Origin of the sequence: Microbacterium aurantiacum, assembly GCF_021654035.1 — a bacterium.
Lineage (GTDB): Bacteria > Actinomycetota > Actinomycetes > Actinomycetales > Microbacteriaceae > Microbacterium > Microbacterium aurantiacum.
In genome coordinates this window covers 1-24182 of sequence record NZ_JAJPDW010000004.1, presented here as the reverse complement: position 1 = coordinate 24182, position 24182 = coordinate 1, and the positions used below count along the sequence as shown (strand labels likewise).

22 protein-coding genes are annotated in these 24182 nt (G+C 68.7%); 13 read left to right on the top strand and 9 right to left on the bottom strand.

The genetic code is table 11. The annotated features are described in order from the left end of the window. Positions 1-23 precede the first annotated feature (23 nt). The 6 genes from LTL01_RS10010 (at position 24) to lnt (ending at position 7194) form a co-directional block, all read left to right on the top strand. The gene (locus LTL01_RS10010; protein WP_236968451.1) at positions 24-1016 is read left to right on the top strand and encodes a helix-turn-helix transcriptional regulator; all 993 of its coding nucleotides are present in this window, start codon (positions 24-26) and stop codon (positions 1014-1016) included. Further along, the gene (locus tag LTL01_RS10005) at positions 1013-1978 is read left to right on the top strand and encodes a helix-turn-helix transcriptional regulator (RefSeq protein WP_236968450.1); all 966 of its coding nucleotides are present in this window, start codon (positions 1013-1015) and stop codon (positions 1976-1978) included. Before LTL01_RS10010 ends, LTL01_RS10005 begins: the two co-directional genes overlap by 4 nt. 47 nt (positions 1979-2025) lie before the next feature. After that, complete coding sequence (gene tatA, locus LTL01_RS10000) at positions 2026-2262, top strand: twin-arginine translocase TatA/TatE family subunit (protein WP_053547388.1); 237 nt, start codon at positions 2026-2028, stop codon at positions 2260-2262. Positions 2263-2330: 68 nt separating this feature from the next. After that, positions 2331-3092 (top strand): twin-arginine translocase subunit TatC, encoded by a 762-nt coding sequence (tatC, locus tag LTL01_RS09995; protein WP_053547498.1) that lies wholly within the window; start codon positions 2331-2333, stop codon positions 3090-3092. Further along, entirely contained in the window at positions 3089-5581 is a 2493-nt protein-coding gene (locus tag LTL01_RS09990) for a DEAD/DEAH box helicase (RefSeq protein WP_236968449.1), read from the top strand. Before tatC ends, LTL01_RS09990 begins: the two co-directional genes overlap by 4 nt. Before the next feature lie 35 nt (positions 5582-5616). Further along, the gene (lnt, locus tag LTL01_RS09985; RefSeq protein WP_236968448.1) at positions 5617-7194 is read left to right on the top strand and encodes an apolipoprotein N-acyltransferase; all 1578 of its coding nucleotides are present in this window, start codon (positions 5617-5619) and stop codon (positions 7192-7194) included. A 3-nt stretch (positions 7195-7197) separates the two neighbouring features. Here the strand turns inward: lnt and LTL01_RS09980 are convergent, their stop codons facing one another. The 4 genes from LTL01_RS09980 to LTL01_RS09965 all read right to left on the bottom strand — a co-directional run bounded on the left by LTL01_RS09980 (position 7198) and on the right by LTL01_RS09965 (position 10067). Next, positions 7198-7578: an RNA polymerase-binding protein RbpA gene (locus LTL01_RS09980; RefSeq protein ID WP_053547391.1), complete on the bottom strand. Its 381-nt coding sequence runs from the start codon at positions 7576-7578 to the stop codon at positions 7198-7200. Positions 7579-7683: 105 nt separating this feature from the next. Then, a complete protein-coding gene (locus LTL01_RS09975) occupies positions 7684-8406 on the bottom strand; it encodes a glycerophosphodiester phosphodiesterase family protein (RefSeq protein WP_236968447.1) in 723 nt (240 codons plus the stop codon). A gap of 76 nt (positions 8407-8482) precedes the next feature. Further along, on the bottom strand, positions 8483-9568 hold the full coding sequence (locus LTL01_RS09970) for an SPFH domain-containing protein (protein ID WP_236968446.1): 1086 nt from the start codon (positions 9566-9568) through the stop codon (positions 8483-8485). Then, a complete protein-coding gene (locus LTL01_RS09965; RefSeq protein ID WP_236968445.1) occupies positions 9561-10067 on the bottom strand; it encodes an NfeD family protein in 507 nt (168 codons plus the stop codon). Before LTL01_RS09965 ends, LTL01_RS09970 begins: the two co-directional genes overlap by 8 nt. A gap of 129 nt (positions 10068-10196) precedes the next feature. Here LTL01_RS09965 and LTL01_RS09960 point away from each other — a divergent pair, with 129 nt between their 5' ends. Together LTL01_RS09960 and LTL01_RS09955 are read left to right on the top strand one after the other, a co-directional pair. Beyond that, positions 10197-10961 carry an SDR family oxidoreductase gene (locus LTL01_RS09960; protein ID WP_236968444.1) on the top strand — a complete coding sequence of 255 codons (765 nt, stop codon included), beginning with the start codon at positions 10197-10199 and terminating at the stop codon, positions 10959-10961. Positions 10962-10964: 3 nt separating this feature from the next. Then, on the top strand, positions 10965-12944 hold the full coding sequence (locus LTL01_RS09955; protein WP_236968443.1) for a S9 family peptidase: 1980 nt from the start codon (positions 10965-10967) through the stop codon (positions 12942-12944). A 53-nt stretch (positions 12945-12997) separates the two neighbouring features. Here LTL01_RS09955 and LTL01_RS09950 read toward each other — a convergent pair whose 3' ends face one another. From LTL01_RS09950 to LTL01_RS09935, 4 genes are all read right to left on the bottom strand, one after another. Then, on the bottom strand, positions 12998-15148 hold the full coding sequence (locus LTL01_RS09950; protein WP_236968442.1) for a 3-hydroxyacyl-CoA dehydrogenase NAD-binding domain-containing protein: 2151 nt from the start codon (positions 15146-15148) through the stop codon (positions 12998-13000). An 11-nt stretch (positions 15149-15159) separates the two neighbouring features. Beyond that, on the bottom strand, positions 15160-16365 hold the full coding sequence (locus tag LTL01_RS09945) for a thiolase family protein (protein ID WP_053547397.1): 1206 nt from the start codon (positions 16363-16365) through the stop codon (positions 15160-15162). Positions 16366-16438: 73 nt separating this feature from the next. Next, positions 16439-17638 (bottom strand): ribonuclease D, encoded by a 1200-nt coding sequence (locus LTL01_RS09940; RefSeq protein ID WP_236968441.1) that lies wholly within the window; start codon positions 17636-17638, stop codon positions 16439-16441. After that, positions 17635-18219 carry a DUF3000 domain-containing protein gene (locus tag LTL01_RS09935; protein WP_053547399.1) on the bottom strand — a complete coding sequence of 195 codons (585 nt, stop codon included), beginning with the start codon at positions 18217-18219 and terminating at the stop codon, positions 17635-17637. The genes LTL01_RS09940 and LTL01_RS09935 overlap by 4 nt, the downstream gene beginning before the upstream one ends. Positions 18220-18244: 25 nt before the next feature. Here LTL01_RS09935 and LTL01_RS09930 point away from each other — a divergent pair, with 25 nt between their 5' ends. From LTL01_RS09930 to LTL01_RS09915, 4 genes are all read left to right on the top strand, one after another. Next, positions 18245-19471 carry an alpha/beta hydrolase family protein gene (locus LTL01_RS09930; RefSeq protein WP_236968440.1) on the top strand — a complete coding sequence of 409 codons (1227 nt, stop codon included), beginning with the start codon at positions 18245-18247 and terminating at the stop codon, positions 19469-19471. Then, entirely contained in the window at positions 19468-20493 is a 1026-nt protein-coding gene (gene zapE, locus LTL01_RS09925; RefSeq protein ID WP_236968439.1) for a cell division protein ZapE, read from the top strand. Before LTL01_RS09930 ends, zapE begins: the two co-directional genes overlap by 4 nt. Positions 20494-20718: 225 nt before the next feature. Continuing rightward, a complete protein-coding gene (locus tag LTL01_RS09920) occupies positions 20719-21948 on the top strand; it encodes an ammonium transporter (protein WP_236968438.1) in 1230 nt (409 codons plus the stop codon). 371 nt (positions 21949-22319) lie between these two features. Then, a complete protein-coding gene (locus LTL01_RS09915) occupies positions 22320-22946 on the top strand; it encodes a GNAT family protein (RefSeq protein ID WP_197281246.1) in 627 nt (208 codons plus the stop codon). Between the two features lie 271 nt (positions 22947-23217). Here the strand turns inward: LTL01_RS09915 and LTL01_RS09910 are convergent, their stop codons facing one another. Continuing rightward, positions 23218-23511, bottom strand: a complete 294-nt coding sequence (locus LTL01_RS09910; protein WP_005055297.1) for a hypothetical protein — start codon at positions 23509-23511, stop codon at positions 23218-23220. 402 nt (positions 23512-23913) lie between these two features. Between LTL01_RS09910 and LTL01_RS09905 the strand changes: the two genes are divergently transcribed. After that, positions 23914-24182: helix-turn-helix domain-containing protein (locus LTL01_RS09905; protein WP_236968437.1), on the top strand; the 269-nt coding region annotated here is incomplete at its 3' end.

Below are 24182 nucleotides of genomic sequence, written 5' to 3'. Positions count from 1 at the left end.
GGCGCGACCGTAGGATGAAGGCGATGTCTGCCCCGTCCGCGAAGACCCCGCCCGAGGAGCGACTGGTCAATCTGGTCGTCGCCCTCCTCGCCACCGAGCAGGGGCTCACCAAGGACGCCGTCCTCGCGTCGGTCGCCGGTTATCGCGAGCAGGGTACGGCCGGCGCGTCCAAGGATGCGCTGGAGAAGATGTTCGAGCGCGACAAGGAGAATCTCCGCGCGCTGGGTGTGCCGATCGAGACGATCGGGGACTGGCTCGATCCGGACGACCTCCGCGAGGCCCGCTACCGCATCCCGACGTCCGAGTACGAGCTCCCCGCCGACATCGACTTCCGCCCCGATGAGATCGCGCTGCTCAACCTCGCCGCCGAGGTCTGGGGGGAGAGCTCGATGTCGGACGGCGCGCGCGGCGCGCTGCGCAAGATCCGCGCCCTCGGGATCGCCGTCGACGCGCCGATCGTCGGGTTCGCCCCCCGCATCAACCTCCGAGACCCCGCGTTCGCACCGATGCAGCAGGCCATCGAGAGCGCGCGGGTCATCGCCTTCGACTACCTCAAGCCGGGGGAGCGGGCACCCCGACGGCGCCGCATCCGGCCCCTGGCGCTGGTGGACTACGAGGCCCGTTGGCACGTCTTCGGGTGGGACCTGGACCAGGATGCCGAACGCACGTTCCTCCTCTCCCGGGTGGTGGGCGATGCCGTCCTGACCCGCGAGCGGTTCGATCCGGCGATGCGCGAGGGCGCCGGCGCACGCGCGCGCGAAGGCCTGGAACAGGTGGCGTCCCGCAACGTCGCCCTCCTCGAGGTCGACCCCGGGACCGAAGCCGCCCTGCGCCTCGCCCGCCGCGCCCTCCCGGCGGAGCAGGGCATCCGCGTGCCGTTCGTCGACCTGCACGTCTTCGCCGACGAACTGGCGTCCTACGGTCCGGAGGTGAGGGTGGTGGAGCCCGATGCGCTCCGCGACCAGGTCGTGGCGCGATTGATCGCCGTCCGCGACCGACACGAGGTGGCCTCGTGAGCGCGCGGACGCAGCTCGCCACCGATCGGGCGGCGCTCATGCTCCAGCTGGTGCCGTACCTCGTCGGGAAGGGAGAGGTCTCCGTCCTCGAGGCGGCGGAGGCTTTCGACGTCACGCCGGAGCAGATGCGGGCGATGGTGCAGAAGCTCACCGTGATCGGGCTGCCCGGCGACCAGGGCTTCTGGCAGATGTCCAACGACCTGTTCGACATCGACTGGGATCTCCTCGATCAGCAGGATCGCATCGTCATCACCAACACCGTCGGTCTGGAGCGGGCCCCCCGCCTGACCGCGCGCGAGGCGGCGGCGCTCCTGGCGGGTCTTCAGCTGGCGCGATCGATCCCGGGCGTCGGCGACTCGGAGGCCTTCAACGGTCTCCTCGCCAAGCTCGCCCGCGGCGCGTCGGCGGCACCGGCGGATCTCGTGATGGTGCCCGGGCCCGTGGACGACGCGCGGTCCGCGGTCGCCGAAGCCCTGGACCGTGCGCTGGCGGTGTCCTTCACCTACAAGGCTCCGGACGCCGCGCCCACGACCCGCACCGTCGATCCGGTCAAGGTCCACATCGCCGACGGGCAGTGGTATCTGCAGGGATGGTGTCACCTGCGGGAGGGCATGCGCACGTTCCACCTCGACCGGGTGAGCGATCTGACGGTCACGGAGATCCCCGTCACCCATGTTCCGGACTCCGTCCCGGGATGGCTCGAGGGCGCCGGTGGCGATGTGCCGGCGCGGGTCCGCTTCCCCGTCCACTCCGCTCCGCTCCTCGGCGACTACCTGGATCGCGCGCACATCGAGGTTGCGTCCGACGGCGTGACCGCGGAGGCGACGATGCGGGTGGCCGACGCCTACAGCCTCCGGCGGCTGGCGGCGCGGCGCGGCGGCGAGCTGGAGATCCTCGCCCCGGTGGAGGCGCGGCGCGCCGCGGCGGAATGGGCCGAAGCGGGGCTCGCCCAGTATCGGTGACGATATGCGGGGGTAGGATGGCGCGTAAGCCCCTCGGAAGGACGAACATGGGAATCCAAGGCTGGCAGTGGCTCCTCATCCTCGCGGTGATCCTGCTGCTCTTCGGCGCCGCCAAGCTGCCCGCGCTCGCCAAGAGCATGGGGCAGTCCGCGCGCGTGTTCAAGGGTGAGATGAAGGCGATGAAGGAGGACGACGCGCAGACGACCGCCGACTCCGCCGTCGCGCCTCCGGCGCCGGACGCGAAGCGCTCCGACAGCAGCGGCTCACCGACCGCCAACCCCTGAGTCGGCCTATGGTCACGACTCCGCCGCCGCGCGTCGATGATCCCGACGTTCCGCGGCGAGACAAGCGCATGTCCCTGGGGCAGCATCTTGTCGAGCTCAAGAAGCGTCTGATCATCTCCGCGATCGGGCTGGTCGCGGCGATGGTGGTCGCGTTCCTCATCACCGACCCGGTTCTCTCCCTCATCACCGAGCCCATCCGAGAGGTGGCCGAATCACGCGGTGAGGCCGGGCGGGTCGAGCTGATGTTCAGCACCGTCACTTCCGGCTTCGATCTGCGCCTGCGCATGGCCTTCGCCCTCGGCATCCTGATGGCCGCGCCGATCTGGATGTGGCAGATCTGGGCCTTCGTCACCCCCGGGCTCACGCGCAAGGAGATCCGCTACACGATCGGGTTCGTCGGTGCCGCGGTGCCGCTCTTCTTCGCCGGCTGCGCGACGGGTCTGCTCGTGATGCCGAACATCGTCACGCTCATGGCCGGATTCGTACCCGACGGGGCCGCGGCGTTCTACGACGCCAGCTACTACTACGACTTCGTCTTCAAACTCCTCCTCTTCGTCGGCGTCGCCTACGTGCTGCCGGTCTTCCTCGTGGCGCTCAACCTCGCGGGCATCATCTCCGGTCGCGCGATCCTCGGCGGATGGCGGATCGCTGTGATCGTCGCCGTCGTCTTCGCCGCCCTCGCCACACCGCCGGCCGATGTCGCGTCCACATTCATCCTCGCGGGGATCATGACGGTGCTCTTCTTCGCCGCCGCCGGGCTGTCGCTGCTCTTCGACCGCCGCCGTGCGCGGCGCGACCAGGCCCTCCTCCCGCCCGAGATCGCCGCGTGAACGACGCGAGTCCGGCCGAGCGTTACGCGCGCGCACGCGAGCGGAACGAGACCGCGCGATCGTACCCCGACACCGCGGCGTTCGCGGCGGCCCAGCGCTTCGAGCTCGACCCCTTCCAGATCGCCGGGTGCCGCGCCCTGGAAGAGGGACGCAGCGTGCTCGTGGCGGCGCCCACCGGTGCCGGGAAGACCATCGTCGGCGAATTCGCGATTCATCTGGCGATGATGGAGCCGGGCGACAAGGCGTTCTACACCACGCCCATGAAGGCGCTGTCGAACCAGAAGTTCCGCGAGCTGCAGGCCGTGTACGGCGCCGACGAGGTCGGCCTCCTCACCGGCGACACCAACATCAACGGCAACGCCCGCATCGTGGTCATGACCACCGAGGTCCTCCGCAACATGCTGTACGCCGACTCTCCGGCTCTGCGCGGACTGCGTTTCGTCGTGATGGATGAGGTCCACTACCTGGCCGACAGATTCCGCGGCGCCGTCTGGGAAGAGGTGATCATCCACCTTCCGGCGTCGGTGCGCCTGGTCTCGCTGTCGGCCACGGTGTCCAACGCGGAGGAGTTCGGCGACTGGCTCGACACGGTCCGAGGCGACACCGCGGTCATCGTGTCCGAAACGCGGCCTGTTCCTTTGGAGCAGCATGTGCTCGTCCGCGGCGACCTCCTGCCGCTGTTCGATGATCGCGCCGGGGTGGCCACGGCGCAGGTGAACCAGGAGCTGCTGCGGCTTCGCTCGCTGAAGGGGCAGACGTTCGAGCGGAACCGCGATGCGCAGCGCGCCTCCAGTGCGCGCCACGCCGGCGCGGGTCAGCGGCGACCGCATCGGGGAGGTCACCGCGCCGTCCGCCCCTCGACGTCCGCGCGACTGGAGCGTATCGACCGGCCCGAGGTCGTCTCGCTCCTCGGCCGGTCCAACCTGCTCCCCGCGATCTTCTTCATCTTCTCCCGCGTGGGATGCGACGCGGCGGTGCAGCAGGTCCGACGCTCCGGCATCCGGCTGACCACGCCCGAGGAGCGTCGCGAGATCCGGGAGATCGTCGAAGAGAGCACGCGCACCCTGCTGGAGGAGGACCTCGCGGTCCTCGGCTTCTGGGAGTGGCGGGAGAATCTCGAGCGCGGCGTCGCCGCCCACCACGCGGGACTCCTCCCGGCGTTCAAGGAGGTCGTCGAGGAGCTCTTCCAGCGGAAGCTCGTGAAGGCCGTCTTCGCCACCGAGACCCTGGCTCTGGGCATCAACATGCCCGCGCGGACCGTGGTGCTGGAGAAGCTCGAGAAGTTCAACGGCGAGGCGCGCGTCGCCATCACCTCCGGCGAATACACCCAGCTGACCGGCCGTGCGGGACGGCGCGGCATCGACGTCGAGGGCCATGCCGTCATCCAGTGGACCGAGGCGATGGACCCGCAGTCCGTGGCCGCGCTGGCCTCCCGCCGCACGTATCCGCTCAACTCGAGTTTCCGCCCGACCTACAACATGGCGGTCAACCTGATCGATCAGTTCGGACGCAGGCGGGCCCGGGAGATCCTCGAGTCGTCATTTGCCCAGTTCCAGGCCGATCGCGCCGTGGTGGGCCTCGCCCGACGCGTCAAGGAGGAGGAGGAGTCCCTCGCGGGCTATCTCTCGGCGATGTCGTGCGACCGGGGCGACTTCCCCGAGTACGCCGACATCCGTCGTCAGCTCAGCGATCTGGAGAAGCTGAATCGTCGCGACGTCACGGCAGGTCGCGCCACCCGCGATGCGCGCCTGCGGGAGATCGACGCGCTGCGCCGACGGATGCAGCGGCACGCGTGCCACCGGTGTCCGGATCGCGAGAACCACGCGCGCTGGGGGGAACGGTACGCCAAGCTCAAGCGGTCGGTCGACAAGACGCGGCGGCAGATCGAGACGCGCACGGGGACGGTTGCCCGCGTGTTCGACCGCGTCGTGGACGTTCTCGCCGCGCTCGACTACGTCGCCGTCGACGACGGAGGTGCGACGACACTGACGCCGGCGGGGCGCACGATGCGCCGCATCTACGGCGAGCGCGACCTCCTTATCGCCGAAGCACTCCGTCGCGGCCTGTGGCGGCAGATGGATGCGCCGTCGCTCGCGGCCCTCGCCTGCTGTCTGGTCTACGAACCCCGGCGAGACGACGGCGGGCCCGGGGAGCGCGGTCTGCCGCGCGGAGCCTTCCGCGTGGCGTTCGAGAAGACAACCGAGCTGTGGGCGAACCTCGACGATCTCGAGCGCGATCACCACCTTCCCGGATCGGAGCCGCCCGCGCCGGGGCTGGCCACCGCGATGCACGCCTGGGCTCGGGGCGCCATGCTCGATCGCGTCCTCGCGGACGCCGACATGGCCGCGGGCGACTTCGTGCGCTGGGCGAAGCAGACGATCGATCTCCTCGACCAGCTGTCCCTCGCCGCCGAGCCGGACGTCGCGACGACGGCCCGCCGCGCGCTCGAGTCGGTGCGGCGCGGGATCGTCGCCCACTCGACGGTCTGATCCGCCTCCCAGCGTCCGCGATCTAGGGTGGTGACGTGACCGCCCTTCGCTCCCCGCGTCCTCTCCTGCCCCTGTGGGCGGCTGTACTGGTCGCCGCGGCGGCGGGGGCGATTCTGGATCTGGCGTTCCCCTCGGTCGGCTGGTGGCCTCTCGCCTTCGTGGGGGTCGGTCTGTCGCTCGTGACCCTCATCGGCCGGTCGGTCGGGGGAGCATTGCTGGTGGGCTTCGTGTTCGGCGCGGCGTTCTACCTCATCCACATCGTCTGGATCACGCGCTACCTCGGTGTCGTCCCCTGGTTCGCCCTGGCGGGGATCGAGACGGTGTTCATGTCGGTCGGCGCCGTGCCCCTGGCCCTTGCCTATCGATGGGTGCCGCGGGTCCTGCCGGGGGAGGTCGGGCGTCTGCTCGTCCTTCCGCTGCTCGTGGGAGGACTGTGGACGGCTCGGGAGCTCTTCATGGGGTCCTGGCCGTACACCGGCTTCCCGTGGGGGCGGATCGGCATGAGCCAGTCGGAGAGTCCTCTCGCACACGTCTCGTCGTGGGTGGGGGTGGCCGGCCTGACCTTTTTGATGGTCGCGCTCACGGCGGCGATCATCGAGTGGCTGAGACGCCGCGAATTCTCCCGCTGGACCACCGCGGTACCGGCCGCGGTGATGGCCGCGCTCCTTCTCCTCGTCCCCGCCTTCCCCACTCAGGATGCCGGATCCCTCCGCGTCGGGAGTGTCCAGGGCAACGGCCCCTCCGGCTACTTCGATGCGCGTTCCCCGGACGCCATCCTCAACGCACAGCTCGCGGCCACTGCGCCGCTGCTCGGCGAGGACATGGACGTCCTCCTGTGGCCGGAGGGGGGGATCGACTCGGACCCGCTCGCCGACACCGGCACCGCGCGGACCCTGGATTCGCTTGCGGAGCGTCTGGATGCGCCGCTGATCGTAAATGCCGCGACGGAGCGGGACGGCGCGACGTTCAACACGTCGATCCTGTGGGAGCGGAACGAGGGGGCCACGCAGGTCCACGACAAGGTGAACCCGGTTCCCATGGGGGAGTACGTTCCGGATCGCTGGTTCTTCGAGGCCCTCGCTCCGGATCTGGTGGGCCTCATTCAGCGCGAGTACACCCCGGGGAGCAACCGGCCTTTCTTCGACGTCGACGGGATCGGGATCGGGCTGGCGATCTGCTTCGACGTGATCTACGACGACGTCATCTGGGAGGGTGCGCGCGAAGGCGCCGAGGTCTACATGTTCCAGACGAACAACGCCGACTTCCGCGACACCGACGAGAACCTTCAGCAACTGGCTTTCGCGCGGATGCGGGCGGTGGAGACCGGGCGCTCCGTGGTGAACATCTCGACCGTGGGGACCAGCCAGGTGATCGCGCCCGACGGCGCGACCCTGGACTCGCTCGACGCGGGCGTCGCCGGGCACATGCTGACCGATGTGCCCCTGCGCACCGGCATCACGCCGGCGGTCCTCGTCGGGCCATCGGTGCAGATGCTGCTCGGGTGGGGGAGCCTCCTGGCCCTTGCGGTCTTCGGAATCCTCACGCGCCGTCTCCGCCGCAGGGGTACGACGATGACGCCGACCCCCGAAGGGGCCGACGTCATCGAGAAGTGATGCTCAGGCGCTGAGCTTGTCGGTGGACTCGCCACCCGCGCCGCGACGCGCCCGCACGTAGGCGAGGCGCTCCTCGAGGAGTTCCTCGAGCTCCGGGATCGTGCGTCGCTCGAGCAGCATGTCCCAGTGGCTGCGGGGGGTCTTGTCCCCGGAGTGGTCGACCGTCGCCGTGGTGTCGCCGATCCGAAGAAGGGCCTCGGCGCCGCAGGTGCGGCACTCCCATGCCTCCGGGACCTCGGCGTCGGCCGCGAACGTCAGCGTGGTGTCGCGTCCGCAGGCGGTGCAGGAATAGACGTGCTGTGCACGCTCATGGAAAACGACGCCCTCTTCGCTCTGTAGGCTCTGGGCGCCGAGTCGGATGCCGCGCAAACTGCGGTCTGCCATTGTGTGGTCCTCTCGTCGCTGTTCAGGTATAACGAAGAGACCTGGATGGATCATCCGAACGGGCGGTCTGCGGGAGCCTTTCCCAGCCGATGTTCAGGCCCGCGCTCAACCGGGCGCGTCGAGAGTGCGGAGCGCCTCGTCGGCGCGGTCGGTGACGATGCCGTGCACTCCTCGTCGCACGAGGTCCTGCATCGCCGTGGTGTCGTTCACGGTCCAGACGTGCACTTCGACCCCCGCGGCGGCCGTGAGGCGGAGCAGCCGATCGGTGAGGATCGCTACGCCGGCGTGGCGCTCGGGGATCTGCACCGCATCGATTCCGCTGAGCACGCCGGCGACCAGCGCCGACGACCCCGACGCGACCGCCCCGAGGAGACGGGTGATCGTGCCTCGCCCCGCCGATGTCGCGGGAGGCAGGGCGTCGGAACGGGCGGCCGCGGCCAGCGCCTCGCGGCGGCGGGCGTCCGAGAAGCTCGTGATGAGGACACGGGCGCCCTCCTTCGCGACCGCGCGCCCGACGGGGAGGGCGGCCGAGGCCGCCTTGACGTCGAGATTCCAGTGCAGGTCGGGGAAGGCATCCAGCGCCTGCGTCAGGGTCAGCAGTCCGCCGCGTCCGCTCATCAGGGATTCGAGCTCGCGCACGCGCACGTCGGCGATCCGCCGGGGATCTCCGGTGAGCCGGGAGAGATCGTCGTCGTGGAAGAGGACGACCACGCCGTCGGCGGTGAGGTGGCAGTCCGATTCGACGTAGACGACGCCGGCGGCGTGGGCTGCGGCCACGGCGGTGAACGAGTTCTCGGCCACACCGTCGCGCGCCGCCTCCTCGGTCACGAGGCCGCGGTGAGCAAGAACGCGCGGTGTCCCGGACGCGCCGAACCAGGGGTGCCGCGCCGAGACCGGCGCAGGGTCAGATGCCCGTGTCACCGGCGGTGGGGCGTGTGCGCGCCGCCTCCGAGGCGATGTCGTCGGCGGCGGAGGCGGCTTCCCGTGCCGCCGCGACCGCGGCATCGGCGGCCGTGGACACCGCGCCGCCGCGGGTCCGGGGCGTCTTCGAACGCGGCTGGTCGTTGCCGGAGCGATCGGACGCGGTCTCGGATCCGACGCCTCCGAAGCCGCGACCGATGCCCTTGAGGGCCTCGGTCAGCTCGCTCGGGATGATCCAGAGCTTGCTGGATGCGCTCTCGGCGACCTTCGGCAACGTCTGAAGGTACTGGTACGCGAGCAGCTTCTCGTCGGGGTCGCCCGCATGGATCGCTTCGAAGACCATCTCGATGGCCTCGGCTTCACCCTGTGCGCGGAGGACGGCGGCCTGCTTGTCACCCTCGGCGCGGAGGATCTCGGCCTGTCGGCGTCCCTCCGCCTCCAGGATCTGCGACTGCTTCGATCCCTCCGCCGTCAGGATCGCCGCGCGGCGATCGCGCTCGGCGCGCATCTGCTTCTCCATCGAGTCCTGGATGGACAGGGGCGGATCGATCGCCTTGAGCTCGACGCGAGACACGCGCAGGCCCCACTTGCCGGTCGCCTCGTCGAGGACGACCCGCAGCTGACCGTTGATGTTGTCGCGACTGGTCAGCGCCTCCTCGAGGTTCAGCCCACCCACGACGTTGCGCAGCGTCGTGGTGGTCAGCTGCTCGACGGCGCTGAGGTAGTTGGCGATCTCGTAGGTCGCCGCCCTGGCGTCGGTCACCTGGAAGTACACGACGGTGTCGATCGACACGACGAGGTTGTCTTCGGTGATCACCGGCTGCGGGGGGAAGGAGACGACCTGCTCGCGCATGTCGACGAGCGGACGCAGGCGGTCCACGAAGGGCACCAGCAGATTCAGTCCGGGTTGCAGCGTGCGCTGGTAGCGGCCGAGTCGCTCCACCACACCGGAATATGCCTGGGGGATGATCCGGATGGAGCGGAAGATCACGACGATCACGAAGATCGCCAGGACGACGAGCAGAACGATCACGAAGATCTGCCCGGCGAATGCGCCGACGTCAATCATGGGTCTGGGTCCTTTCCTCTCCCACTGCGCGCGACGCGGAGGCGGGGATGACATCGACGGTGGCACCGCGCACGGTCTCCACGACGACGCGGTCTCCGGGAACGAGGGGCGTGCCCTCGAACGCCGAGGCGAGACGGGCGGTCCACGTCTCACCGTTGTCCAGTTTCACCGAGCCCGCATCCTGCACGAAGGGGCTGGCCACCCGGCCTTCCATGCCGTATAGGGCATCGACGTTCGTTCGCGCCAACGGCTGATCCCTGTGGAGCGCGCGGAGCAGGAGCGGCCGGATGGTGAACAGCAGCAGCGCGGAGATCACGGCGGCGATGCCGATCTGCAGCCACCAGGGTCCGCCGAGGAGGTTCACGCCGAGCCCCCCGATGAGCGATCCCGCAGCGAGCATCAGGAACGTGAACTCGAGGGTCAACAGCTCGATGATGATGAAGAGGAACGCGAGCACAAGCCACGCGATCCACATGTACTGAATCAGATCCGGCAGCATCGCCACCCCTTCGTCCCGTTCTCCGACCCTATCAACGGGCTGGTTCCGAGGGCCCGGCGGATCGCGTTGATAGGGTCGTTCCGGCCCGGAAACCACACCCGGACACCGATCGATCCAGGAGCAGCCCCCATGTCCCAGACACTTCCCGTCGATGCGTTGAAGGGCCGTGTCGCCCTGGTCACCGGTTCCTCCCGGGGGATCGGCGCGGACACCGCGAGATACCTCGCCGAGGCGGGCGCCGACGTCGTCATCAACTACCGCAACAAGGCACCGCGCGCCCAGAAGCTGGCGGACGAGCTGCGCGCGCTGGGTGTGCGCGCGCTCGTCGTGGGCGCCGATCTCACCGACGCGACCTCGGTGCAGCAGATGTTCGCGGAGGTCGAGCGCGAGTTCGGCTCTCTCGACATCCTCGTGCTCAACGCATCGGGCGGTATGGAGGCGGGCATGGCCGAGGACTACGCGCTCGCGCTGAACCGCGACGCGCAGGTGCGCGTCCTCGACACCGCGCTGCCGCTGCTGGCGGCCGGCTCGCGGGTCGTCTTCGTCACCAGCCACCAGGCGCACTTCATCCGCACCACTCCGACCATGCCCGAGTACGAGCCGGTCGCCCTCTCCAAGCGTGCCGGCGAGGACGCTCTGCGCGAGCGCATCCCGGCCCTGACCGAGCGCGGCATCGAGTTCGTCGTGGTGTCGGGCGACATGATCGAGGGCACCATCACCGCGACGCTGCTCGAGCGTGCCAATCCGGGCGCCATCGCCTCGCGACGCGAGTCGGCGGGAAAGCTCTACAACGTGTCGGAGTTCGCCGCCGAGGTCGCGCGCGCCGCGCTGGATCCTGTGCCGGCCGACAACACCCGCCTCGTCGGGGACACCAGCTCGTTCGCGGGGGAGTGAACCGTGCGGGCTCGTGACATCGAGGCCCTCGTCGCCGTCGGCCGGCCGGACATCGCCCCCGACGGATCCTTCGTCGTCTTCGCGACGTCGCGGCCGGACCTCGCCGCCGACCGTGCGGTCGGGCAGATCTGGCGCCTCGACACGGAATCCGGTGCTCACCGCCGTCTGACGCGGGGGGTCTCCGATGCGGCCCCGCGAATCGCACCCGACGGCGAGGCGATCGCCTTCCTCCGCGCCGACGCAGACGGGCGCACGCAGATCTTCGTCATGGCGACGAGCGGCGGAGAGCCGATCCAGGTGACGGATGCCCCGCTGGGCGTCTCGGGGTTCGCGTGGGCGCCCGATGCGCGCTCGCTCGCCTTCACCGCGCGCATCCCCGAGCCCGGGCGCTACGGCACCGTGAAGGGTCTTCCCGCCGAGTCGGAGCCCGCCCGCCGCATCACCGGCATCCGCTGGCACGCGAACGGACTCGGCTACATCGCCGATCGCCCGGCGCAGCTCTTCGTGGTCGCCGCGCCCGACCTCGATGCGGAGCCGACATATCCGCCCGCCGTGACGACATCGGGGGACGCTCCGGACCGGGCTGTCGTCCCGGAGGAGGCCCGACGCCTCACGGCCGATGACGCGTCGTACTCGTCACCCGTCTTCACGGCGGACGGCGCCGAGATCCTGGTCGTGCCGGAACGGATCGAAAACGCCCGACGCGACCTGCGCACGAGCGTCGTCGCGGTCGCCGTCGACGGGTCCTCGACGCGGGAGATCCTCTCCACCGCCGCCGGTCTGGCCGTCAACGACATCGCGGTCGCCGCCGATGGGCTGATCGCGCTGCTCGCTTACGAGGTCGGCGACGACGGTCGCGACTTCGTCGCGCCGGGCGTCGCGCTGTGGGTCGTCGATGAGCGCGGACCGCGCGTCCTCACCGATGCCGAGTCCATCGACCTCGGCGAGGTCGGAAGCCACATCACCGTCTTCGACGGGGCATTCCTGGTGCAGGATCGCACGCGGGGTCGCGTCCGTCTCCTCCGCGTCGACCGTGAGGGCGGGAACGAGGTCGTCCTCGACGGCGACGTCGAGGTGGTCGGCCACGCGGCGGCGGGGGGAGAGATCGTCGCGGCGGTGGCGACGGCGGATTCCTTCGGCGAACTCGTCCTCGTCGCGGGAGGTGTCCGCCGAACGGTCACGGACTTCGGCGCCCCCGTTCGCGAACGGGGCGTCGTCGCGCCGCGGGAGATCGAGGCGGTCGCCGGCGACGGCTATCCGCTGCACGGGTGGGTCGCGACGCCGGCCGGCGACGGCCCGTTCCCGGTGATCCTGCAGATCCACGGTGGTCCGTACGCCGCGTACGGCGTCCACCTCTTCGATGAGACGCAGGTGCTGGTGGACGCGGGCTACGCCGTCGTCTACGGCAATCCGCGCGGCTCCGCCGGATACGGTCGCGCGCACGGTCGCAGCATCCGACAGGCGATGGGGACGGTCGACATGACCGACGTCCTCGAACTCCTCGATGCCGCTGTCCAGGGCGATGCGCGCCTCGACGGCGGTCGATTGGGGATCATGGGCGGCTCCTACGGCGGCTATCTCACCGCCTGGACCATCGCCCACGATCACCGCTTCGCCGGCGCGATCGTCGAGCGCGGATTCCTGGACCCGATCTCCATGCAGGGCACGAGCGACATCGGGAGCTTCTTCGGCGACGAGTACGTCGGAGTCGACGTCGAGGACATCGCGCGGCAAAGTCCGCTGGAGGTCGTCGGGAGGGTGCGGACGCCCACGTTGGTCATCCACTCCGAGCTCGACTTCCGCTGCCCGTTGGAGCAGTCGACGCGCTACTACAGCGCCCTGCGCCGGCACGGTGTGCCCGCAGAGATGCTCATCTTCCCGGGTGAGGACCACGAGCTGACGCGGGCGGGCCGGCCGAGGCATCGGGTCGAACGCTTCGACGCCGTCGTGCAGTGGTGGAATCGACACCTCCCGGTGGCGTGAGGGACGGATGACGAAGGCCGGGCCCGTCGCGGACCCGGCCTTCGTCATCGCCGTCAGGATTCCTGTGCGATGCCGCGGATGGGCGGCTGGTGGAACGTGCCGCCGAACACGCGCTCGGACGCCCCCTCGCGATCGAGGTACGGGGAGGCTCCGCCGTCGATGAACGGCCACCCGGCTCCGAGGATGAGGCAGAGGTCGATGTCCTCGACCTCGGGGACCACCTTCTCGTCGAGCATGATCCGGATCTCCTGCGCCAGACCGTCCTGCACACGGCGGAGGATCTCCTCAGCCGGAACGGACTGCGATCCGACGTGCGGCTTCACCGTCTTCAGCGCCGCCTTGGTGAATCCCGTCACACGGCCGCCCTTGTCCTTCTCCACGACCTCGTCGAGCTCCGCGAGTCGATGGAAGTTCTCGTGCGAGAAGAACCGGTCGGGGAAGGCGCGCGTCATGGTGTCCTGAACGTGCGCCGCCACCTTCCAGCCGACCAGGTCGATCAGCTGGAACGGCCCCATGGGCAGTCCGAGCGGTGCGAAGGCGCGCTCGACGTCCGCCACGGGGGTGCCCTCGTAGACAGCGCGTGCCGCTTCGCCCATCACCTTGGCCAGCAGCCGGTTCACGACGAAGCCGGGGGCGTCCGCGGTCAGGACGCCGTTCTTCCCGAGGGCCTTCGCCACCACGAAGGCCGTCGACAGTGCGGCATCCGCGGTCTGATCCGTGGAGACGATCTCGATGAGGGGCATCACGGCCACGGGGTTGAAGAAGTGGAAGCCGACCAGTCGCTCGGGATGAGCCAGGGTGCTGCCGATCTCGGCCACGGAGAGAGACGACGTGTTGGTCGCCAGGATCGCGTCCTCCGCGACGATCTTCTCGATCTCGCCGAACACGGCCTGCTTGACACCGACCTCCTCGAAGACCGCTTCGATGACGAAGTCGCAGTCCGCGTAGAGGGTCTTGTCCGTGGTCCCCGTGACGAGACCGCGCAGCTTGTTGGCCGCGTCGGCATCCAGGCGCCCCTTGGCTTCGAGCTTCCCGATCTCTTCGTGGATGTACGCGACACCCTTGTCGACCCGGGCCTGGTCGAGATCCGTGATGAGGACCGGGACCTGCAGTCTCCGCACGAACAGCAGCGCGAACTGGCTGGCCATGAGGCCCGCGCCGATGATGCCGACCTTGGTGACCTTTTTCGCGAGGTCCTTGTCCGGGGCGCCGACCGGTCGCTTCGCTCGTTTCTGCACGAGGTCGAACGCGTACATCGACGCCGCGAACTGGTCGCCCACGACGAGATCGGCCAGGGCGTCGTCCTCGCGGGCGAATCCCTCGGCCTTGGTTCCCGACCGCGCCTTGTCGAGGAGATCGAGGGCGACGTACGGCGACGCGGGCACGGTGCCGATCTTCGATTCGAGCATCCCGCGCGCCATCTTGATCGCCACCGGCCACTTGACGGCACGTTCGATCTTGCCCGGGGTGTTCTTCCGCTCGACGGCGATGCGGCCGGTCAGGACACCGTCCGCCCACCGCAGGGAGTCCTCCAGGTAGGACGCGGCCGGGAAGATCGCGTCCATGATGCCGAGCTCGAAGGCCTGCGCGGGCTTGAGCATGCGGTTCTGCTTCAGCGGATTGGAGATGACGACCTCGAGCGCGTTCTCGATCCCGATGAGGTTCGGGAGCAGGTACGCGCCTCCCCAACCCGGGATGATGCCGAGGAAGACCTCGGGAAGCGCGATGGCCGCCGCCGAGGCGTCCACGGTCCGATAGGTCGAGTTCAGCGCGATCTCCAGGCCCCCGCCGAGCGCGAGCCCGTTGACGAAGGCGAAGGAGGGGACGCCGAGTTCGCCGAGCCGCCCGAGGACCTTGTGTCCGAGCTGGGCGACCAGCCGGGCGTTGTCCTTCGAGCCCACTCGCGTGATGTCGCTGAGATCCGCACCCGCGGCGAGGATGTACTGCTTACCGGTGATGCCGACCGCGTCGATCTCGCCCGCGCCGGCCCGCACGGCGAGCGCGTCCAGGACCTCGCCGAGCTCCGTGAGCGTGGCGGGCCCGAGGGTGTTCGGGCGCGTGTGGTCGCGTCCGTTGTCGAGGGTGATCAGTGCCAGTGTCTTCCCCGACGCCAGCGTCACGTCGCGCACGCGGGAGTGCGTCACGACTTCGCCGTCGGTGAGTGCGTGGAGGGGGGAGAAATCGATGGAGTCGTAGTCGGTCATGCTGTCGGTCCTCACTTGCGCTTCTTGCCGTCGTAGTGCGGGTTCTCCCAGATGACCGAGCCCCCCTGGCCGAGACCCACGCACATCGCAGTGAGGCCGTATCGGACGTCGGGGCGCTCCGCGAACTGCGCGGCGAGCTGGATCATCAGTCGCACCCCGGATGCCGCGAGCGGATGCCCGACGGCGATGGCGCCGCCCCAGGCGTTGACGCGCGGGTCGTCATCGTCGATGCCGAAGTGGTCGAGGAGCGAGATGACCTGGATCGCGAACGCCTCGTTCAGCTCGAACAGACCGATGTCGGAGATGGTCAGCCCCGCCTTGCGGAGGGCCTTCTCCGTGGACGGGATCGGACCGATGCCCATGATCTCGGGCTGCACTCCCGCGTAGGCGAAGGAGACCATCCGCATCTTGGGGGTCAGGCCCAGTTCCTTCACCGCGCCACCGCCCGCGAGCAACGACATCGTGGCGCCGTCGGTCAGCGGGGACGACGTGCCCGCGGTCACACGGCCGTGCGGACGGAACGGCGTCTTGAGGCCAGCGAGGTCGGCCATCGTGGTCTGCGGCCGCCGCCCCTCGTCCTCCGTGGCCAGACCCCACGCGCCGTCCGCGTCCTTGATGGCGACGGAGACGAGATCGGGCTGGATCTTCCCCGCGTCGTAGGCGCGCTGCGCCTTCTGCTGGCTGAGCATGCCGAAGCGGTCGGACCGCTCCTTCGTCAGGTGGGGGAAGCGGTCGAAGATGCGCTCGGCCGTCACCCCCATGTTCAGGGCGCCGGGGTCCACCATCTTCTCCGCGACGAAGCGCGGGTTGGGGTCGGCGTTCGTTCCGATCGGGTGACGACCCATGTGCTCGACGCCTCCTGCGAGTGCGACGTCGTACATGCCGACGCCGATCGATGCGGCCATCGTCGTCACGCTCGTCATCGCTCCGGCGCACATGCGATCGATCGCGAACCCGGGAACGCTCTGGGGGAGGCCTGCCAGGATCGCCACGGACCGGCCGAGGGTGAGTCCCTGGTCGCCCGTCTGCGAGGTGGCCGCGATGGCGACATCGTCGATCCGGTCCTTCGGGACCGCCGCGTTCCGCTCCATCAGACCGATGGTCGCCTTGACCGCGAGGTCGTCGGATCGGGTGTTCCAGTACATGCCTTTTTCGCCGGCGCGCCCGAAAGGTGTGCGCATGCCGTCGACGAAGAAGACGTCCGAGATATCGGCCACTCTGCCTCCAATGATTGGGATCGCCGCAAGCCTAGGAGGCCCCTGCGGGCGGGCAGAACCCGGTGGCGGATACCTACGAATCGGTCGGGGCAGCCTCCGCGGGCTCTTGCACGGAATCCACAAAGGCATCCGTGATCAGCTGTGCAGTCTGGTCAACCTGCCAGCCGCGGGCGCCGAGGGTCAGCAGCGCAGCCGCGATCGCGTCGACGCTCATCACCGCGGGCGGAGCCCATGCCACGCGTCGGAGCAGATCGGGCGTCAGGAGGTTCTCCGTCGGCATCCGGAGCTCCTCCGCCCGCTGCTCCACCCGCGGCCGGGCCGTCTTCAATCGGGCATCGGCGTCGGGGTTGCGATCGGCCCAGACGCGAGGCGGTGGGAGCGTGTCGCCGTGGGAGACACGCTCGCGGGGAAGATCGGTCTCGGCGCGACCTGCTTCGAACGCGGCCCACCAGCGATCGAGCTGCGAGCGGCTGGCGCGACCGGTGAACTCCTTGACCCCGGCGAGTTCCTGCTTCGAACGGGGATCGGCGATGACCGCCGCGACGAGCGCACGGTCGGGCACCAGACGGCCGGGTGCGACATCCTCCTGGCGGGCGTACTCCTCCCGCGCCGTCCAGAGAGCGCGCGCGACCGCGAGTCCTCGGCGGCCGCGTACCGTGTGGAGCCCGCTCATCCGACGCCAGGGCTCCTCGCGCGCGGGCTTGGGCTCACGCAGGAGGACGGCGAGGAACTCCTCTTCCGCGAACTCGGACTTCTCCTGCTCCTCGAGCTCGGCGACGAGCGCATCGCGGACATCGATCAGATGCACGACGTCGAGCGCGGCGTACTCCAGCCAGGATTGGGGGAGGGGTCGGGTGGACCAGTCCGCGGCGGAATGAGCCTTGGCCAGGGTGATGCCGAGCGTCTGCTCCACCACGGCCCCGAGTCCCACGCGTTCGTGACCGAGCAGGCGGGCCGCCAGCTCGGTGTCGAACATCCGCTCCGGCTCCAGCCCCAGTTCGCGCAGCGATGGCAGATCCTGGCTGGCGGCGTGCAGCACCCACTCCTCGTCGGCGAGGACGTCCTGGAGCGGAGAGAAGTCGGCGATCGGCGGGGGGTCGAACAGGAACACGCCGGCGCCGCGCCGGAAGACCTGGACCAGATACGCCCGTTGCGAGTACCGGAATCCGGAGGCGCGCTCCACGTCGACGGCCACGGGACCCGTGCCGGCCGCAATGGCGCGCGCCGCCTCCTGCAATCCCGCATCGTCGACGATCACGTCGTACGCCGTCACTGCAGCGACCTGCGCGATCCCAGCATCTCGATCCCTTCTGAACCCGGCGGGAGCCCCGCCAGCATGCACACGAGCTCCGCCCATGCTTCCACGTGTCGCTCGATGGGACCCGTGGGCGACCACGACGCGCGCAGTTCGATCTGCGATCCGTCGCCCTCGGCGGCGAGGGAGCCGAACCCGCGGGACAGTGTCTTCGTGGCGGTACCCGCCTCTGCGTGGAAGGACGCCTCGCGGGACGTCAGCGCATCGACCAGCCAGGACCAGGCGACATCGGCGAGCATCGGGTCCACGCCGATGTCGGATTCGAGCGGTGCCTGGGCGAAGCAGACGATCCGCCAGGGTCCTTCCCAGGATGCGGGCTCGCTGTCGTCGTGCAGGAGGATGAAGCGCCCCGTGCCGAAGACGGAGTCGCCCGTCGTCGCGTCCGGGCGGACATCTCCGGCCAGCGCGATCGAGTCCGGGGCGAGTCCGGCGGGGGCCGGAATCTCGCGGACGGAGAAATCGTCCCGGTATTCGACCGCGCGAACATCCTCCGCGACCTGCGCGAAGGTCGGCGACGCCGGTCGGCGGTGATCTTCCACCCGGACAGACTAGAGTGAGGCCCCGATGGTCTCCTCCAGGCGCGCCGCTGCGGGCGGTGCCTTCCCCGCCCCGGCATCCGCGATCCGCATCCTGATCACGGTCCTGAGCAGTGCGCTCTCTGCGGTGCTGAGTCTGTGGGCCCTGACGGCCCTGCGGATGGCGCGACGGGTCGTGACACCCGCCGCGCGTGTGGCCGACACCCAGATCCTCGATCTCGACACCACCGCGCAGACCATCCGGCTCTCGAAGACCGAGGACACGGCGCTCCCGGGCAGGTACGGGCTGTTCACACGCGGGTCCGAGCCGTACCTCAAGCTGGGGACGGTCCTCGCCGAGGACGCCGACAGCGTGACGCGCAAGCTCCTCACCCACATCGGCTCGGATGCCCGTCTCGACAGTGCGGCCGCCTTCAGCGGCTGGTACTTCGACCATCCCTCCGACCTGCACCTCCCTTATACGCCCGAGCTCATCGGATCCGGAATCGGCCCCTGCCCCGCGTGGCTGTTCCCGGCCGGCGAGGGCGACGTCTGGGTGATTCAGGTGCACGGGCGCGGCACGACCAGAGCGGAATGTCTCCGTGCCGTCCCGCTGTTCCACGGCCTCGGGATCACCTCGCTCGTGGTGTCCTATCGCAATGACGGCGAGGCGCCTCGGAGCCGCGCGGGCACGTATGCCCTCGGAGCCACCGAGTGGCGCGACGTCGACGCGGCGGTCGGCTTCGCCCGTCGCCGCGGTGCGAAGAGGATCGTCCTCATGGGCTGGTCCATGGGTGGCGCCATCGCGCTGCAGGTCTCCCTCAACTCCGCTCACCGCGACCGCATCGCCGCGCTGATCCTCGAGTCGCCCGTCGTCGACTGGCGCGTCGTGCTGGACTACCAGGCCGGCATGATGAAGGTTCCCACCCCGGTCAGCTCGCTCGCGATCCATGTGCTCGAGAGCGACTGGGGGTCGGCTCTCGTGCACAGCGGGGGGCGGATCCCCTTCGATCGCCTGGATGTCATCGCCCGCGCCGCAGAGCTACGGCATCCGATCCTGATCCTGCACAGCGACGACGACGGCTTCGTCCCCTCCGACGCCTCGCACGATCTCCTCGTCGCGCGCCCGGATCTCGTCCGTATGGAGGTCTTCGAGGTGGCGCGACACACGAAGCTCTGGAACTACGACCAGGAGCGCTGGAGCTCCGCGATCTCCGACTGGCTTCGCGCCCGGGGGCTCACGCCGCAGGACCAGACCTCGGAGGATGCCCGATGAGTGCCGCCGCCGGGGTGGTGCACCTCGTCGACCGCACGCCGGAACTCTCCGGTGCTGAGATGGTGGCCGCCCTCGTGCCGCCGCCGCAGTTCACCACCGCCCGTTTCGACACCTACCGTGCGGATCCCGCGTATCCCTCGCAGCAGGAGGCGAAGGATCTCCTCGTCCGGTTCGCCGGGGGAGGACCGGCACCGGCGAAGGGCGGACTCTTCCGTCGCGCCAAGCGGGAACCTGCTCCGCGTCCGGGGGTGTACCTCGACGGCGGGTTCGGCGTGGGGAAGACCCACCTGCTGGCCGCGATCTACCATGACATGCCTGCGCGACGGAAGTACTTCGGCTCGTTCATCGAGTACACCGCGCTCGTCGGCGCCCTGGGCTACAAGAACACCGTCGAGCTGTTCCGCGGCGCGGATCTCCTCTGCATCGACGAGTTCGAGCTCGATGACCCCGGCGACACGATGGTGATGACGCGGCTGCTCGGAGAACTCGTCACCGGGGGCACGCGTTTCGCCGCGACCTCCAACACGCCGCCCAACGCGCTCGGGGAAGGGCGCTTCGCCGCGCAGGACTTCCTCCGCGAGATCCACGCGATGGCGGAGAGGTTCCAGACGATCCGCATCGACGGGACCGACTATCGCCAGCGCGCCGTCGACGGCCACGCGGTGTCGCTCAGCGCCGCCGAGTACGACGCCGCGATCGGTGACGCGGCGGCCGTGGGGACGGCGGCCGATGACCGCTTCGAAGATCTCATCGCCCATCTCGCACGAGTGCACCCCTCGCGGTACATCCGCCTGATCGAGGGCGTCGACACCGTGGGGCTTCGAGATGTCGACGTGTTCAGCGACCAATCCGCGGCACTGCGATTCGTCGCGTTCATCGACCGCGTCTACGACGCGCAGATCCCCATCCGGGCGACCGGAGTCTCCCTCGACGACGTGTTCCCCGAGGAGATGCTGTCCGGCGGGTACCGCAAGAAGTACCTGCGCGCCACGTCGCGACTGGTCGCCTCGACGCTCGCCTGACACACCGCCATCCGTTCGTCGCGCGCGCTCCGGGCGTTCGCGGTGCTTTCGTGCGTGCGTGAAACGTGATGTTTACCTCGCATTCCCTCGCGTAACCAACGCGAAACACGGGGTGCACGGCGCACGAAACCCCCGCTCGGGAAACTGGGCGTGCCCGACAGCCGTGACCCGACTCGGCGCCGGCAGGGGCTTTTTGTGTAACACGACACATGGATGAGGAATCTCATGGACAGCGGAAATCTTGCCTGGTTGATCACCGCGTCAGCGCTGGTGCTTCTGATGACGCCAGGCGTGGCGTTCTTCTACGGAGGCCTCGTCAAAGCGAAGAGCGTCGTCAGCATGATGATGATGAGCTTCGGTTCGATGGGTCTCATCGGCGTGCTCTGGATCATCTACGGCTTCAATATGAGCGCGGTGCCGGAGGGCAACGTCTGGGCCTTCGCCGGAAACCCCTTCTCCGACCTCGGTCTCGGCAGCCTCAGCAGTGACGACCTGGTGGGGGCGCTCTTCAGTGCGACCTTCGCGATCATCACCGTCGCCCTGATCTCCGGCGCGATCGCCGACCGCGCCAAGTTCGGTGCGTGGATGATCTTCGCCGGTATCTGGGCCACCGTGGTCTACTTCCCCGTCGCCGCGTGGGTATGGGGTGGCGGCTGGATCCTGAACCTCGGCACATCGCTCGGGTTCACCGCGGAGGTCATCGACTACGCGGGTGGTACCGCGGTGCACATCAACGCGGGCGCTGCGGCCCTCGCCCTGGCGCTCGTCCTCGGCAAGCGCATCGGCTTCCAGAAGGGCATCCAGAAGCCCCACAACGTCCCGCTCGTCCTGCTCGGCGCGTCGCTCCTGTGGTTCGGCTGGTTCGGCTTCAACGGCGGTGCGGAGGGTCTGGGTGCCCTGGGTACCGAAGACAGCGTCGTCGGTCTGATCGTGATCAACACCCTCGGCGCCACTGCCGCCGCCATCATCGGATGGCTCATCGTGGAGAAGCTCAAGGACGGAAAGGCCACCTCGGTCGGCGCCGCCTCCGGTGCCGTCTCCGGCCTCGTCGCGATCACGCCGGCCTGTGCGAACCTGACCCCCGGTTGGGCGCTCCTCCTCGGTGTCGTCACCGGTGCCGTCTGCGCCCTCGCGATCGAGCTGAAGTGGAAGCTCGGTTACGACGACTCGCTCGACGTCGTGGGCATCCACCTCGTCGGTGGCCTTATCGGAACCGTCTACCTCGGCTTCTTCGCCACCGAGACCGGCCTGTTCCTCGGCGGCGGCTGGGAGCAGCTGATCGTCCAGGTCATCGCCGCGGTGGGCGTCCTGGTCTACTCCTTCGTCGTGGCCTTCATCATCGGCTTCGCGATCCAGAAGACCATCGGATTCCGCGTCAAGAACGAGGACGAGCTCGCCGGTGTCGACACCAGCGTGCACGGCGAAGAGGGCTACCTCATCGACGAGCGCGTCTGACATCGCAGCAGTGCCCGGCAGGGGCGTCGCGGATCTTCCGCGGCGCCCCTGCCGCTCGTCGTAGGGTGAGCGGGTGAGTCGCCTCTCATCCCTGTTCTCCAAAGCCCTGAGCGTGCTTGTGCCGCCGCGAGCGCGCACCTCCTGTAGGGATCTTTCTGAAATGTCCATTTCGCAGTTGAAATGTCCACGCGATGTCCATATGGACATTTCGGACGCCGGCCGACCGTCGCGATCATGTGGGCGGCGGTTTCACAGCGCCTCAGCTTCTCTGCTGGATCGCGGCTAGCGCCCGGGTATTGTCGGCACGATGCCGTTGCCGCGTATCCGTTGTTGAAGGGGTGAGTATGTCTGCTGTTGTTGCGCGACTTGACGTGGACCTCACGGATATTGAGTGCATTGTGAAGGTCACGCGGCCACTGGTCGGAGTACCGGACTCCGTGAACTGGACGGAGTTGCCGTCGGGCGTCGCGAAGATCTCCGCTGACGCGACGTTGTACATCTTCGATGACGACGACGAGGGGGAGCCGGAGCGTCGTGTCATCGCGCGCGCTACTGCGTACACCGTCGACCTCGACCGGGTGGGTGACGTCGTTGACGTGTTCGATCAAGTAGGCGGCGAAGCATTCGAGATCACCGAGTCGATTCTCGGTGATGAGAACGTCTTCGAGTGGCTCGACTCCCGCGATCCGCTGGTTGGCGAGCAGGTGTCGCAGCTCGTGATCGTCGAGGGCGTCTTTGTGGAGCCACCGTACCGGGGTCAGCGCCTTGGTCCACGTCTGCTCACGACGCTGGTGGAGACGGTGACCGGCACGGGGAGGGAGACTCTCATCGTTCTCCGCGCGCAACCGGTGCCGTGGGAGCACCTGTCCGAGATCGAGTTTCGGCGCTCCCGAAAGAAGGTCGCTGCGTCGTACGAAAGCGTCGGGTTTGCGCACTTCCGGGACAACATCTATTGGCGTCACAACGCGTTCGTCGGGACCGAGAACCTCGAGGCGTGAGTCACGCCCCCGGGTATTTGGGAACCTTCAGGTCGACCTCCCCGGCCAGGTGGCGAGCGTCGTCGGGCGGGTCCAGTTGCGGCGGGCGGTGCGCTCCGTGGTGAGATCGTGCGGAGCGGCAACGATCCACACGGTCGCTTCCCGCGTCGATCAGATCCGACGAGCCCTCACTGACTATCACCACGATGGCTCACCAACGTCTACGACGAAGACAACCCGGCCGGATCCTCCACCACACCAGGGGACAGGACCATCAATCAAGAAGGGTTTCTCATGCAGTCAGCGCCTCGAGGATGAGACCGCGCACGTGATCAAAGTCGAGGTCGGCCGGAAGCTGGAGCCACGCGTTCTTCTGACCCTTGTAGTGTGTCCCGACGCCGGCGTCAACGAGAGCCGCCGTGCGCATTGGGTCAAGCTTCACCACCACCTGCCCGCCGCTGGTCATGGCGCGCACGGCGCCACTGCTGCTTCCCGAGACGATGAGACTGCCGCGGTGGTTCCGTGACACACCGTCAAGCGCAGTCATCTCGTGAGCGATCGTGTCGAACACTTCATCCCCAGTCATCACGGTTCTCCCTTCATGCGCGGTCGACGACCCCAAAGCGATCCCTACAGGTGGCCCTCAGAAGAAGTGTCCCACTCAGGCTCCTTCACGCGGAAGACCACGGCGCGCAACGCTTCGGGCGCAGAGCTGCGGATCAAGGCCGCCGGGTTACCGGCTCGCAAAACGTTGGAGGACTTCGATTGGGATGCGCAGCGGAGGGCGCTCGCAGACCAGTTCTGACGACCGACAGCAGTTCATCGTCAGCCGGTTCCTACAGATGTCACGCTCCGAGTTGTCCATTTCGCAGGGGAGATGTCTACGCGATGTCCATATGGACCTTTCGGGGCATTGGGGCGAGTCGCTTCGGTGGGATTCGCAAAAAACGTCGAGACGCCGACTGACCGGCGCTCGTAGATTCGAAGCGTGTCCTCAGTCGTCCTTCCACTCACCGCTCAGCGGCATGCGGAACGTGTGAGCCGGGCACTTCACTGGATGGAGGAGCGTCTCGAGGAGCCGGTGACCCTCGCCGAGATCGCGGCGGTCGCTGGTCTTTCGCCGCATCACTTTCACCGCGTCTTCCGTGCGGTCGTGGGTGAGAACCCGAAAGCGCACCTGCGCCGGTTGCGGCTTGAGCGAGCGGTCTACCGACTCAAAGTCAGTACGGACACGGTGCTGCACATCGCGTTGGAATC